We start from the raw sequence: 15,329 nt of genomic DNA, 5'->3' as shown, positions 1-15,329 counted from the left end.
GGTTAATTCCCAGTTCAGTTTCAATACGTAGTCATATAGCTAGCTCATTTGTTAGACAGAAAGCCCGTACTGGCATTACTTTTGCCTGCGGGCTTTTATCATGCTCAAAAAATAAATTGGAAAATAAGGGGTTGACGGTTCGACTCAGCATGGTATTGTAAATGTAAAATGATTGAAGGACTGTGTCTGTGAGAAATACCAAAAAATACATATATAAGTTAGGGGAATGAGAATGAAGAAATATGGTTGGGTGATACTAGCGGCTATCCTGATTTGGTTGTGGCCGTCCTCCCCTCATGCGAATGCGGCTGGAGCAGATTTGTTTTTAGATGGCAAAAGGGTGGAAGCGCCTGCAGATGCCAAGCCTGAAATGGTCAATGGAAAAATCATGGTACCGCTAAGGGTGGTTGGGGAGCAGCTTGGATATCAATTCAAGTGGGAACCACAATCCTATAAAATCTCAATTCAAAAAAATAGTACCGATATGTCCATGTATGTAGGCCGTACATCGGCTGATGTGAATGGAAAAACAGTTAGTCTGGATGCACCTCCTGTGCTTCGGGGAAGCTCGACCATGGTCCCATTGCGTTTTGTTGGGGAGCAAATGGGGCTAAAAGTAGATTGGAATAATAAAAGTAAATCCGTTAATCTCAGTCAAAAGGCTGTAACTCAACAAGTGAGTAAACAGTCTCAATCCCAACCATCGTCGCAAACGTCAACACAGAGTACAACAAGCACCAATAAAACGTCTTCAGCAACAGCGACGACAATAAATCCAGTTGAAGCAGACAAGCATACTGAAGCCGCATCTTCACCAGCCAAGCAGCAAAATACAGAACAGACCACAGCAAATGCGTTGCTTGTACAAAATATTACTTTTGAGGGTGAAACGTTAAAGATTTCTCTGAACAAAGATGTTACCCCTAAAGTATCCAAAATGACGGGGAATGATCGTATTGTTGTAGATTTACCCGGGGCTTCACTGGCGACTGATTTTCTTCAGCCGTTCCCGATTCGCACCGATGGCACGCGGGCGTTGACGAATAGTGACAGTGAGGATGTGCAGGAAATTAGATTTGCTCCCACAGATGGACAAAATGGGGGCGTACGCATTGTCATTGCTTTAAATCAAGCACGTGATTATGATCTTTCAACCAATGGCCTAGGCGATATCACCCTTCAATTGCGTGAGCGTAGTGTGAATCCGATAGTGGTAACACCAACGAATGTCGAAGGACGGCGAATCGTTGTCATTGATCCCGGACATGGTGGCAAGGACCCTGGGGCAGGTAGTGTGACTGGGCGACATGAGAAGGAATTTACATTGGCGGTAGCGTTAAAGGTCGAGCAGCTTCTACAAAATGATCCTGACATTCAAATCGTATTGACTCGCAATGGAGATACGTATCCCACGCTGGATGAACGACCACAACTGGCTAATAGTCAACAGGCAAGCGTGTTTGTATCCATTCATGGTAATAGTATGCTAGCTTCAGATAAAGGAAAAACCAATGGCTCTGAAACCTATTATGCACGCCAGGACAGTTTGGCACTGGCAAAGGCGATGCATAAATATCTTGTAGCGGCTACCGGATTTAAGGATAATGGCATCAGGGTGGCAAACCATGTGGTGACGAGAAAATCACAAATGCCCGCTGTATTGCTGGAATGTGGCTACCTTAGTAATTTATCAAATGAAGCAGCCATGTTCACAGAAGAAACACAGGAGAAGATCGCCGAAGGTATTGTCGATGGGTTGAAGGAGTATCTTGGAACAGGCATAGGAGCAACTGAATCACTTAACTAAGGATGTTTACAATAAAAGCTACTTTCCACCTTTTAATGAAAATTCATGGGTGTGAAAGTAGCTTTTTTAGTTTTTTTGGCTGTGACTTTTGACGGAAAGCGAATGATCTATATTTTTAGTCAAAATTCGACAAAAATAGTTCTTTGGCACGTATATTTCTGTTATGATGGAATATATTCGCAACTTTTGGTGTGAGATAACGTCTATAAGGTTGTCTGATATTACATAAGCGCGTATATCAGGTCGCCGCACCGGAGCATGTGGCAAAAAAATTATGAATGGAAGGGTGACGAATGAAGAAATTTGGTTTTTTGTTGTTATTATTTGTCTTCATGTGGGCGGTTCCGGGTTATGGACATGCGGCTTCGAGTGGAACACAAATCTATCTCGACGATCAACAGTTAAGTGTCCCTAGTGGTGCTAAGGCACAAGTAATTGGCGGAAGTACAATGGTCCCGCTACGCGTAATTTCTGAAAATTTGGGATATGACGTGACATGGAAGCAGCAGGCGCGAACCATAACGATTGAGAAAGACAGTACCTCGATCCGAATGATAATCGGAAGTAAGACGGCGACTGTCAATGGAAGCGACATTAGTCTGGATGCTTCGCCTCTGCTGCGTTCCAATTATGCCCTTGTACCGCTTCGTTTTATCGGCGAGCAAATGGGACTGGACGTAAAATGGGACAGCAGCTCCAAGTCCGTAAAATTATATACCCGCAGTAGCGGGTCTGGAAACGGGGAATTCACACCTCCCAAGTCCGGAAATAACAGTACAGGTACTGGTAGTGTTACTGCACCAACGAATAATGCGAACTCAGGTGTTACACAGGTGCAGGGAGTTAGTTTCAGCCAAAACCGTTTAACCATCACAACAGCCAGTGCCGTCAAGCCGAAAGCGTTTACGATGGCAGGCCCTGATCGGGTAGTGGTGGATTTGCCAGCGACTGCGTTTGCTGACAATTTCGGAGAGCAGCAAAAGCTGGATAGCAACTTAAATGGTTCGCTGGACATTGAGAATGAAGCGGATGTGTCCGGTATCCGTTATGCTTTATTCCAAAAGGAACCTTCAACGGTGCGCGTTGTTATTGATTTAAAACATGCCATGAATTATACCGCATATAATGATGGTTCGAATCGTGTTATCGTCGATCTGGCTTCCAAAGATTCTGTGAATACCACGCCAGACGCAACGTTACCAGATGGCTCACAGCCGGATGACACGCAGACATCACCAACTAACAGCAATGGTAAAAAGGTCGTTGTTATTGATGCTGGCCATGGAGCAAAAGATTCTGGAGCAGTTGGTGTTTCAAGAAAAAATTATGAAAAGACCTTCAACTTAGCTATGGCTCTGAAAGTAGAAAGCATATTAAAGCAGAACCCCAAGCTTGAGGTTGTGCTGACACGCAGTGATGATACATTCTTGGAGCTTAAACAGCGCGTAAAAGTAGCTGAAAACCTTAATGCTAACGTGTTCGTGTCCATTCATGCTAACAGCAGCGGTAGCTCAGCTTCCAACGGTACAGAGACGTATTACCAGCGTAGTGCAAGCAAAGCGTTCGCTAACGTTATGCATAAGTACTTTGCTCCTGCGACGGGGCTGACAGACCGAGGCATTCGTTATGGCAATTTCCATGTAATTCGGGAAACGACTATGCCAGCCGTATTGCTTGAAGTAGGATATCTGAGTAATGCAAAAGAGGAAGCCACACTGTTTGATGAAGATTTTCAAAACCGGGTAGCTCAAGGGATTGCAGATGGAATCACAGAGTATCTCGACGTAAAATAGATCTTCAACAAATCGCTTGTCAACGTCAAGCAAGGAGGGGGACATATGAACAAGAAAATCGTAATTGCAGGTCTGCTGGCACTGTTTGCCATTGCAGGTGCAGGGTGTGCCTCTAAGCAAACAACGGCTCCTGCGACTCCATCTCAGGAAACACAAACTTCGAATGCACAAAATAGTACACCTGAACAGACGACCCCTGAACCTTCGGCTCAATCTGCTGAAAATAATGGGGCGAGTCAAACACCTGCATCTCCGTCAACAGAGCCTACAAAGACCAAGACGGACACGGAAAATTCAGGAGATCGACAAACACAGCAGATTACGGTGTACTATACGGATACACAAGAGAACGGCTTGAAAGAACAGAAAAAGGAAATTACCTATCCAAGCGAGCTGGAAAAATTGCAAAAAGCGTTTGAAGCTCTGCAAAAGAGTGGGGATTCTGCTCTTATCCCGTTGTGGTCCGAGAAAATTTCCGTGCATAAGATCAAATTAGATAACGGTGCATTGACTTTTGATATTTCCCTGCCGGACGAGGCTCGATTGGGAGCTGGCGGCGAGGAATTGGCTATCGATGCCTTGAAGAAAACGATGTTCCAATTCAAGGAAGTCAAAACGTTGGATTTGCTCGTAGATGGTCAATCTTTAGAGTCCTTAATGGGACATGTAGATTTGGATCATCCCATGAGCCGCTAACCGATCAGACAGTATGAAAATTTCTTGGAGATTTACACACTTTTCACGTGCAATCTGTGACAGATAATGATAATATAGGAGTGTATTTCTCGCCTATGCAGGCAGTCATGCACAAATAGTATTCGTTTCTTTCCGGATGATTATTTAGAGTGACCGTCTTGATGCGGGCTATCCCGTATCAAGACGTTTTTTTTGGTAGGAGGTAGGATTTCCGTGAATGCAGCAACCGCACGTCATATATTGGACACCATCGGTACGATGTTTCCGGATGCCCATTGTGAGTTGAACCATGACAATGCTTTTGAATTAACGATCGCCGTGTTATTGTCTGCTCAATGCTCCGATCAGATGGTCAATAAAGTAACGGCAGACCTGTTTCAAAAATACAAGTCACCTGAGGATTATTTGGCTGTTCCTCTTGAGGAACTGGAGCAGGATATTCGCAGAATCGGCTTGTACCGAAACAAGGCCAAGCATATTCATAACCTCTGTCGTATTTTAATAGACCAGTACGGGGGAGAGATACCTTCGGAGCACGATCAACTGGTTAAGCTACCGGGTGTTGGCCGTAAGACGGCTAACGTCGTAGTATCTACTGCTTTTAATGTACCAGCTATTGCGGTAGATACGCATGTAGAGCGTATTTCCAAACGGCTCGGTTTTGCAGGGTGGGATGATTCAGTGCTTGAGGTGGAAAAAAAGCTGATGAAGAGGGTACCTAGGGATGAATGGTCTTTGACCCACCACAGGCTTATTTTTTTCGGACGCTACCATTGTAAAGCTCAAAATCCTCAATGTCAGGTATGTCCGTTACTTGATGTGTGCAGGGAAGGCAAGAAACGTATGAAAACGTCTCTTATCAGAAAAGATAAGGAACGTAGAGCTTAAAGACCCACAGAGTAACAGAGGGTTTAACCATTTATGTGTAGAAAAGGATGAAGAGTATGAAGTGCATTTCGGTATATACAGACAATTTTGAAGCGTTCTCTGATATTTTTGAGCAAATTGTAACAACTGAATTTGCTGAAAACGAAGAGCGCGAGCTTGAGGGAATCACGGTTAGTCATTCCGGTGATGTACCTGAACATTATCTGGAGCGTATGTCACAAAAGCCAGAAGTGGTCGTAATGAAGGACAAATCCCGTGGGATTACGATTTTACAGCATGGTCAAGTATTTGAAATTTTGCTGCCAGTGCTTGAGACTGCAGCCAATTAAGTTCAATTCGCGGACGACATGCGTTGCATGCTCCGGTGTAGGCGGCTCGGCTGGTTTAACCAGCCCGAAGGCGCATATATGAACCTTGCAGACCATCCTGATATGGATAGAGCCTCGTTCCAATGAAGTGTGCATACATTTTGACCCTGAATTATGGTGTCGCGTTCCCCATGTTCTAAAAGGTGAATGTACGTGATGAGCAGGCTCACCCGTTGTATACATATCTTGCTTCGTCGGTGCTCTTTGAGGGCTTTGATGAATTGCATTCGGTTGCCTAAATACTTATTTTTAATGATCCGTTTGGACAGTATAAAATGAACTTATTATTATCATGTACGAAAACAGCGTTCCCTAAAGCCAGGTACTGGCGGGGAGCGCTGTTTAGTTTTTTTGATGTGATGATTCTCACAACGGCTTAGGAATGCTACAATATAGCTATTTGGTGCAGACAAGTGATAAGGAGTGGAACCGTAGCTTATGATGCAAACGATTACAGGAGATGCGGGAAAGTGGTTGGATACGATAGAACAGATACAGAGTACATTGCGTAAAGCCGGGGATGAAGCGGGAGCGAAGGCGATAGGTGATCTGCTGGAAAAAGCATATGCGCAGGAGCTGACCATTGCCTTTTGTGGACATTTTTCAGCGGGTAAATCGAGCTTGATTAACAGCCTGTGTGGTAAAACTGTACTGCCGTCTGGACCGGTGCCTACGAGCGCTAATGTAGTGTCCATCCGTTATGGACGTCCGAGAGCGCTCATTCATCCAGCCAAATCAGCGGAAAACCCAGAGCCGGAAAGCATGGAAGCGTCCCTGTCCGAGCTTGCTGAGTATTGTAAAAATGGTGGAGCCTATGAATCGGTTCAAGTGTGGGAGGATGTTCCGATATTATCTAGCGGAGGAGTGCTGCTGGATACACCAGGCGTAGATTCCACAGACCACGGACATGCGCTGGCGACACATTTTGCTTTACATTGGGCAGATATTGTTTTTTATGTGATGGATTACAACCATGTCCAATCTGAAAATAATTTGTCCTTTGCCAAAAGTTTGTCGGATTGGGGCAAGCCATTATATTTGATCATCAATCAAATCGATAAACACCGGGAGCGAGAGCTTTCATTTACACGTTATCGTAATGAGGTGGAGACCAGCTTTCATGCCTGGCAGGTTCATTATACGGATATCCTTTTTACTTCCTTGAAGGAGCAGAATCATCCATGGAACCAGTGGAAACAGTTGACGTACCTGATTCCGAATTTGCTGGAGCGAAAAACAGAGCTTTTGGCATACAGTTTAGTGTCCTCTATGCATCATTTGGTAGAGCAACATGTGGAGACTGTGCAGGCAGCTGAAGAAGAGGAACTGAACACACTGTTAAAAGAAGCAGGTGGAGAAGAAGCCATTTTGCGCCTGGATATAGAGCAGAAAACCTTGCAGCAAGAAGATGAACACTGGAAGGTGCTTCCGAAGCAGGAGCGTAAACGACTGCGTCAAGAGCTGGATCATTTACTGGAACACGCACATTTGACGCCAGCGGAGCTACGTGAAGCCGCAGGCGAATACTTAGAGAGCCGCAAGCCGGGCTTCAAAACAGGAATATGGTTTGCAGGAGGAAAGACTGAGCGAGAAAAGGAAAGCCGTTTGGAACGGCTGACAGGAATGCTGACTGATCAGGTGGAGGGACAATTGCTTCCCCATGTACGGGAGCTACTGAGGTCTTGGGGTGACAGTCAGGGTTTGTGGTCCGCTGCGATGGAGCAGGAGCTGGATGACATCCGCCCTGTGACGGACCGGCAACTGGTAGAGCAGACGGTGAAGGAAAATGCGTTGTCGCCGGAGTATACGTTGAACTATTGCAAGGATCTACGCGCTGCTGTGACCGCTGATTGTCGCCGTAAGGCGCTAACGCTGGTAGACCAGCTGCTGGCCCAGCTTGCAGTGCGAGCCGAAGCCCGCCGCGCGGCTCTCGCGGATGCACGCACTGCGCTGCTGGCGCAGACGGACGCGGCGAGCCGCTACAGCACCCGCGTGCAGGCCTCGGCTTCGCACGCCAGCCTGCTGCGCAGCTTGCTGCCGCAGGCGTCCGCGCCAGGCGGCTTGCCCCGTGCGGACGCGCCTGCACCGGCGTCCGATACCGCCGCTGCTGCCCCGCCAGCTGCGGCACCAACGGGCGTTGCGCGTTCTGACATCGCTGGCCCGCGCAACGCATCGGCGCAGCCGCTAGCAGGAACGGCGTCAGCACAGCCTGCCGCCGGAGGCCGCCGCACGCGGCTGGATGCAGCAGCGGCCCGATTGAAGGCTGCCGCTGCCCTGGTAAGCCCGTACCCTGCCATACAAGCGGCGGTACGGGATTTACATGCCCGCGCCGCTGCGCTGGAGGGCGGGCAGTTTACGTTGGCGCTGTTCGGAGCGTTCAGCGCTGGGAAATCCAGCTTCGCCAACGCTTTGCTGGGTGAAGCTGTGTTGCCCGTATCGCCGCATCCGACGACAGCGGCGATTAACCGCATAATGGCGCCTGCAAGTGCTGAGCGCCATGCCACGGCTGACGTCCATATGAAACCAGTGGACGCGTTGCGGGAAGATCTTAAATACTCATTTCGGTTATTAGGATTGGGGGAACCCGCGGCAGCGGGCTGGCAAGAAGCCGTTCATGCTTTATCTCCGGAAGGCATCCATCCTGCGGGTAGGCCTCATTATAGTTTTTTGAAGGCTGCCGCAGCCGGATGGGAAGAAGCTGAAAGCTTGCTGGGACAACAGCTTCAGGTGGATTTAGAGCAGTATCGGGATTTTGTTGCGTCTGAGCACAAATCATGCTTTGTGGAGCATATCGACCTTTATTATGATTGCGCTCTGACCCGTCAGGGCATCGTGCTAGTGGATACGCCAGGAGCGGATTCTGTGAATGCACGACACACAGGCGTGACTTTCAACTATATGAAGCATGCGGACGCTCTTGTATTTGTCACCTATTATAACCATGCGTTTACGCAAGGTGATCGCCAGTTCCTGAACCAACTAGGTCGAGTTAAAGAGACCTTGGCGCTGGATCAGACGTTTTTTATAGTTAATGCATCAGATCTGGCTTCTTCTGAAGAAGAACTGCATTCTGTTACCCGGCATGTACAGGAACAACTACAGGCGAATGGAATCCGAAAACCACGTATTTATCCGCTTTCCAGTATGCTGGCGTTGGAAGCTGCCGAACAGGGAGAGGCTTCGCTGCGTTCAGCTTCACGTTTTGATGCATTTGAAGATGATTTTTCAGCATTTGCAGCCGAAGAGCTGGCAGGTTTGTCCATTGCTTCTGCTATGCAGGAACTGGGTCGGCTGCGGAACCGCATAGAGCAACATGCAACCGATGCCCGGTATAGCGAGGAAGAACGTGAGATTCGATTAGAGCGATTAACTCGCATCCGTGGAGAATTGGAGCATACGCTCCTAGGCCTGACTGACAGCAACGGTGCATCTGTGTTATCGGGTGAAACCGATGAATTGCTGTATCATGTACGTCAAAGGCTGTCCTATCGGACTGGAGAATTTATGGCAGAGGCTTTTCATCCATCTGTTCTGCGTGAAGGAGTAGGTGATCTTCGTTCGGCTTTTGCATCTTGTGGTCGTGAGCTGATGCGTTTAATCGAACTGGAGCTGTCTCAGGAATTGCTGGCAACCACACTCCGGCTGGAAAAAACGGGCCAAATTTTGGTACACAAGACTATACAACAGTGCGTAGAACACATGAACCACCAGTTGCAAGGACTAGATTGTACGATTCCTGAATCCAGAAACTGGGCTGTTCCCGAGCTGAATGAAATTTCCCTGCAGGAGTCTATTCATTGGAAGGACTATTGGAATAGCTTTAAAAATCCAAAGCTATTTTTTGAAGGAACTGGGCGAGCGAATCTACAAACCAAACTGGAGCCGATATTACGCCAGCGAATCGGGGAAGCTGTGGATCAGCAACGAGAACGAATGTCTTCTTTTTACGTTACGCTGATGCAGGAGGAACAAATGTGGCAGAAAGCTCAGCTTCGAGAGCAAATGCTGGAGACGACTCGTGGCATGGAGCATGCCCTTATGGGCGGTGAGCAGCCACAGGTTTGGGAAGAGCTTGCTGGCAAGATTGCGGCTTTGGAGTAAAGATAAATAAGTACACCATTTATTTAAGTTCAGGACACCGGGTTGTGGGACAACCCGGTGTTTTATGCATGCTCCAAAAAGAAAGCAATACTGAGTAAATAGCCATATTCAATAATAAGAAAGCGATTTAATTTGTCTAATCACCCACCAATTGATAACCTGCCTGAATACGGCTTGTTATCCTCTTTGCCCCCTTGGAAAGCGAATGGTAAACTTCACTAAGCCATATAACAACGTCGTGCAACTAATGGAGGGACATTGACATGGAAGTGCTCAGGCAACTGCAAGTTTTTTTTCGCGAGAGGAGACACTATCTGTTTCTTTCTATTTTATGCCTTGCGATAGCGACGGCCCTGGGACTGGTGTATCCGAACCTGCTCCAAAGGCTAATTGATAACGCTATCATCCCCGGTGACTTCGGGAAAGTCCCGGCGCTGGCTCTGACTGTGCTGGGAGTAGTCATCATCAAAGGGTTCATGCAATTTTTACATGGTTTTTTTGGTGGACGGCTAGGTAACTACTTGGCGTACCGACTCCGCAATGCTTGTTACGAAAAGCTGCAATTTCTGTCCTTCAGATATTATGACACTGCCAAAACGGGGGATCTCATGTCCCGACTGACTGGTGATTTGGAGGCAATTCGTAACTTTATCGGGTTTGGTTTTGCCCAACTCCTCAATGTGCTACTGATGGTCGTATTCGGCTCTATGATGATGCTGTATATTAACTGGCAGCTCACCCTCATTACGATGATCAGCATGCCATTGCTACTCTTCGTCACATTCAAGTTTGAATCCCGGATTCATCCCACCTTTCAGGAAATGCGGATTGCCCTTAGCGCCTTGACGACAGCGGTCCAAGAAAATATAACAGGTGTGCGAACCGTCAAATCTTTTGCCCGCGAATCATATGAAGTTGAGAAATTTTCAGTACGTAATGAGCAATACAAAAGTAATCAAATTCAGGCTGCTTCCTTATGGAGTCGGTTTTTCCCCGCAATGGAACTGATAGCTTCTGTCAGTGTGGTCCTGCTGTTGGGCATGGGGGGGTATCTGGTCATTCAGAAGTCAATGACCTTGGGGCAGCTCGTCGCTTTCTTTAGCTTAATTTGGTATATTATCGGCCCCATCTGGAGCATTGGCTTTCATATCAATAACTATACGCAGTCCAAAGCTTCTGGTGAAAGGGTCTTGGAACTGCTAAATCAGTCCATAGATGTAACCGATGAAGCCGGAGCACTTAAACTCGATGCCGATCAGGTGGAAGGACATGTTACGTTTGAACATGTTACCTTTGCTTACGGAAATAAGCTCCCTGCTGTTGTTGACATCAATTTAGACGCACCTCCGGGATCAGTCATTGGAATTTTAGGCGGAACGGGGTCAGGGAAGTCTACCATTATTCAATTACTCATGCGCGCTTATAATGTGAATGCAGGAAGTATCAAGTTGGATGGCAAGGATATACGTCACTTGAAGATTCGCGATTTACGTGCTCAAATTTCTTCCGTGTTTCAGGAGACGTTTTTGTTTTCGTCCTCTATACGCAACAATATTTCATATGGATTAAGTCATGTCAGTATGGATGACATCATACGCGTTTCCAAACTGGCTCAGGCACATGAATTCATAACTGAACTACCGCTGGGATATGACACTGTCGTCGGAGAACGTGGATTGGGACTGTCCGGAGGGCAGAAACAACGGATCGCCATCGCGCGCGCACTACTCAAAAATCCGAAAATTCTGGTACTGGATGATGCTACCAGTGCGGTTGATATGGAGACAGAGCATGAAATACAGACCGGTTTTCAAGAGGTTATGCGTGGTCGAACAACATTTATAATTGCTCATCGAATCTCTTCACTTCGTCATGCCAATGAGATTGTGGTGCTTGAGGAAGGACGAATCGTCCAGCGTGGAACACATGAACAGCTCATTGCTACTCCAGGTCCATATCAGGATGTGTATCATATTCAATACGCCGATTACATAGCTCAGGCTCCAGACGGTGTATCCGAAGGGCAGGTGAGACCATGAATATACCCGCAGAAAAAGTCAAACCGTTAAAAAAGCCAACGAATGAACGCTTTGTCTATCAAGATGATGATGTCATTGACAAACCGTTTAACTGGTCAGAATTCAAACGTTTGCTGGCATACATGAAGCCTTATGCCCGTCAGATTCTGCCGATCCTTCTGGTCATGATGATTCTCGGCACCATTACCAAGCTGACCGTTCCTTATTTGATCAGTCTGGCCATTGATAAGGCAATTGCTCCCGCATGGCCTGCACTGCCCAGCGTAAAGTTACTGCTGCTCATCACGGGTGCCGTGCTCTTGTTATATTTAATTCAATGGGCAGCCAGCACGTACCGCATTAAATTCACCAATATTATCGGTCAACGGGTTATTTACGATTTGCGTGAAGATTTATTCAAGCATATTCAAAAGCTATCCTTTAACTTTTTTGATAAGAGACCAGCAGGTTCTGTATTAGTGCGCGTGACAAATGACATTAACTCGCTACAGGATCTTTTTACGAACGGTGCAGTGAATGTCCTGATTGACTGCGTACAGCTTATCGGAATTATTGTCATTTTGCTGCTTATTAATTGGAAGCTCGGTTTGGCGGTAATTGTGACCGTTCCGATCATGTTTTTGATCTCGACCAAGCTGCGCGTACGCATCCGCCGTGCTTGGCAAGAAGTGCGTATGAAGAACTCACGTATCAACTCTCATTTGAATGAGTCCATTCAGGGGATTCGTGTGACACAAGCGTATACGCAGGAGCAGGAAAACATGGCTTATTTCGACGATATGAACAGCTCTAGCAAAAAATCGTGGGATAAGGCTTCTGCCATGAATCAGGTCTTTGGCCCACTTATTGATATTACCGGAGGATTTGGTACGCTTGTGCTGTTCTGGTTTGGAGCGCATTTAATTCAGACAGATCAGCTTACGGTGGGATTACTGGTTGCGTTTGCTAACTATGTTGGGAACTTTTGGGAACCGATTAATCGACTGGGGCAAATGTATAATCAGTTACTGGTTGCGATGGCTTCGTCAGAACGAATTTTTGAGTTTATGGATGAACAGCCGAATATTGCAAACAAACCGGGAGCAAAAGCCTTGCCGTCCATTCGGGGCGATATCCAATTTGAAAAGGTCATTTTTGAATATGAAAAGGGACGTCAGGCGCTTAAAGGTATTAATCTTTCTGTCGAGGCGGGCCAATCTATAGCGCTTGTGGGTCATACCGGATCAGGTAAAAGTACAATTATTAATCTGCTCAGCCGTTTTTATGACATTACGTCAGGGCGGCTTACGATTGATGGCCATGATGTGCGCGATGTCACGGTGGAGAGCTTGCGAAGCCAGATAAGCATCGTGCTTCAGGATACATTTATTTTTTCGGGGACGATACGCGATAATATCCGATTTGGCCGATTGGATGCAACGGATGAGGAAATTGAAGCGGCTGCGAAGGCGGTCAATGCTCATGAATTCATTGTTCACTTGCCAGCTGGTTATGAAACAGAGGTAGAGGAGCGGGGGGGGATGTTGTCCATGGGCCAGCGACAGCTCTTATCCTTTGCTCGTGCCTTGCTGGCAAATCCGAGAATTCTTATCCTGGATGAAGCAACAGCCAGTATTGATACGGAAACGGAGTTGAAAATTCAGGAGGCTCTTCAGGTTTTACTGGAAGGCAGAACTTCGTTTATGGTCGCTCACCGTTTGTCCACCATCCGGAATGCTGATCATATCGTTGTACTGGATCATGGGGAAATCCAAGAAAGTGGTAATCATGAACAATTGATGAAAAAACATGGAATATATCGGGGGCTGGTGGAAGCACAGTTCAGATTTTTGTAAAAAAAAGATCAAAAAATCGCGTTTTTTGTAAATTTAAATGCCGAGCACTATTGCATTCTTGGAGCTAAACCCTGAAAATAAAGATGAAAAGAGATCAGAGCAATTTCGTCAGAGGGGGAAGAGTTCAAGATGTGGGGTGCTCCTTTTTCTGCCAAAGCTAAGAAGATGCTGCTGCTGGGTAGCGGCGAATTGGGAAAAGAAGTCATTATTGAAGCTCAGCGGCTTGGCGTGGAATGTATTGCTGTTGATCGCTATGAACTGGCTCCAGCAATGCAGGTGGCCCATCGCTCTCACTGTCTGGATATGCAGGATGCTGAGGCGTTGAAGGCACTAATTCGTGAGGAAAAGCCCGACATAATTGTACCTGAAATCGAAGCTATTGCTACGGGTGCTTTGGAAGAATTAGAGCAAGAAGGATTTTACGTAGTACCAACGGCCCGTGCCGCCCGTCTTACGATGGACCGGGAAGGTATCCGCAGGCTGGCTGCCGAGAAATTACAGCTTCCGACTGCTGCCTATCGTTTTGCAGATAATTTTGACCAGTTGCGGTCGGCGGTTCATGAGCTGGGCACGCCATGTGTGGTCAAGCCTTTGATGAGTTCGTCGGGTAAAGGGCAGTCTGTATGCCGGGCACTCGAAGATGCAGAATCCTGCTGGAATACGGCGCTGGAAGGCGCGCGTGCCAAAACAACACGTGTCATTGTTGAAGCTTTTGTCCCGTTTGAGAGCGAAATTACCTTATTGACCGTCAGATCGGTTTCGGGTACGACTTTTTGCCCACCGATTGGCCACATTCAGAAAGATGGGGATTATGTCGAATCCTGGCAGCCTCATGGCATGACGGACAAGCAGCTTTCGGAGGCGGAGAACATTGCCCGTACGATTACGGATGAACTGGGTGGTTACGGATTGTTTGGCGTAGAGCTGTTTTTAACAGCTGATGGCGTCATATTCAGTGAAGTATCCCCTCGTCCGCATGATACAGGAATGGTGACCATGATCACGCAGGATTTGTCGGAATTTGCGCTTCATGTGCGGGCCATTCTCGGATTCCCGGTGCCATCCGTCACGCTGCTTACACCAGGAGCTTCAGCTACTTTGAAGGCAGAAGTGGCTACGCGGGATTTTGTAATAAGCGGTCTGCATGATGCATTATTGCTACCCCGGACACAGGTGCGAGTGTTCGGGAAGCCTGAAACCAAGCCGGGACGCCGGATGGCTGTAGCGCTTAGCGCTGCAGAAGATGTGGAAACAGCACGGAAGACGGCCAAAGAAGCTGCTAATATGCTGAAAGTGGAGGTAAATCATGTCTAACAATGTGATGATTCCAGTACTGACAATTCGTTCCGTAGAGCTTGGCGATTGCGAAGCCGTAACTGGACTACTAAGAGAAGTCGGGTACCCGATGACTTGTGGTGTAATGAAAGAAGTTATGGGAACAACGCGGGAGGACAGTCAAGCGAATATGATGGTTGCAGAAATGGATGGTCGTGTTGTCGGAGTAATCGGCATGCATACGGCTCAAAGCTTGGCTTATCCTGATCCTGCCGTACAAATCACCATGCTGGTCGTGAGCGGGGAGTATCGCGGCGAGGGCATTGGCAAGCGCCTGGTGGCTTGTGGTGAGGAGTGGGGACGTGCGCAAGGATGCTATCATTTATTCATTACCGGAGCGAATAACCGCATCAAACAAGTAGAGGCCCGAGCATTCTACAATCGAATCGGCTTTGAAAAGCAAGGCTACCGTTTCAGCAAAAAGCTTAGATAATCAGCCTATAACAAGACAATCTAATACTTAAAGC

10 protein-coding genes are annotated in these 15,329 nt (G+C 47.2%); all 10 read left to right on the top strand.

The genetic code is table 11. The features are described 5' to 3' along the window. Nucleotides 1-232 precede the first annotated feature (232 nt). On the top strand, nt 233-1,807 hold the full coding sequence (locus ACUUJN_RS15415) for an N-acetylmuramoyl-L-alanine amidase family protein (RefSeq protein WP_484668689.1): 1,575 nt from the start codon (nt 233-235) through the stop codon (nt 1,805-1,807). Nucleotides 1,808-2,100: 293 nt separating this feature from the next. Beyond that, nucleotides 2,101-3,600 (top strand): N-acetylmuramoyl-L-alanine amidase family protein, encoded by a 1,500-nt coding sequence (locus ACUUJN_RS15410; protein WP_023989083.1) that lies wholly within the window; start codon nt 2,101-2,103, stop codon nt 3,598-3,600. Nucleotides 3,601-3,645: 45 nt separating this feature from the next. Then, on the top strand, nt 3,646-4,296 hold the full coding sequence (locus ACUUJN_RS15405) for a GerMN domain-containing protein (protein WP_023989082.1): 651 nt from the start codon (nt 3,646-3,648) through the stop codon (nt 4,294-4,296). Nucleotides 4,297-4,509: 213 nt separating this feature from the next. Next, entirely contained in the window at nt 4,510-5,184 is a 675-nt protein-coding gene (nth, locus tag ACUUJN_RS15400) for an endonuclease III (protein ID WP_023989081.1), read from the top strand. Between the two features lie 56 nt (nt 5,185-5,240). After that, the gene (locus ACUUJN_RS15395; RefSeq protein ID WP_013310628.1) at nt 5,241-5,513 is read left to right on the top strand and encodes a hypothetical protein; all 273 of its coding nucleotides are present in this window, start codon (nt 5,241-5,243) and stop codon (nt 5,511-5,513) included. A gap of 477 nt (nt 5,514-5,990) precedes the next feature. Beyond that, the gene (locus ACUUJN_RS15390) at nt 5,991-9,653 is read left to right on the top strand and encodes a dynamin family protein (RefSeq protein WP_484668688.1); all 3,663 of its coding nucleotides are present in this window, start codon (nt 5,991-5,993) and stop codon (nt 9,651-9,653) included. Nucleotides 9,654-9,916: 263 nt separating this feature from the next. Then, nucleotides 9,917-11,692 carry an ABC transporter ATP-binding protein gene (locus tag ACUUJN_RS15385; protein WP_023989079.1) on the top strand — a complete coding sequence of 592 codons (1,776 nt, stop codon included), beginning with the start codon at nt 9,917-9,919 and terminating at the stop codon, nt 11,690-11,692. Then, nucleotides 11,689-13,527 carry an ABC transporter ATP-binding protein gene (locus ACUUJN_RS15380; RefSeq protein WP_068942685.1) on the top strand — a complete coding sequence of 613 codons (1,839 nt, stop codon included), beginning with the start codon at nt 11,689-11,691 and terminating at the stop codon, nt 13,525-13,527. The genes ACUUJN_RS15385 and ACUUJN_RS15380 overlap by 4 nt, the downstream gene beginning before the upstream one ends. Nucleotides 13,528-13,656: 129 nt before the next feature. Next, nucleotides 13,657-14,841, top strand: a complete 1,185-nt coding sequence (gene purT, locus ACUUJN_RS15375; protein ID WP_071558575.1) for a formate-dependent phosphoribosylglycinamide formyltransferase — start codon at nt 13,657-13,659, stop codon at nt 14,839-14,841. Continuing rightward, nucleotides 14,834-15,295, top strand: coding sequence for a GNAT family N-acetyltransferase (locus ACUUJN_RS15370; RefSeq protein ID WP_013310623.1), 462 nt, complete (start codon nt 14,834-14,836; stop codon nt 15,293-15,295). The genes purT and ACUUJN_RS15370 overlap by 8 nt, the downstream gene beginning before the upstream one ends. The last annotated feature ends 34 nt before the right edge of the window (nt 15,296-15,329 follow it).

It is taken from the genome of Paenibacillus sp. LRG-1 (assembly GCF_057220305.1).
This window is presented reverse-complemented; position numbering and strand designations above follow the sequence as displayed.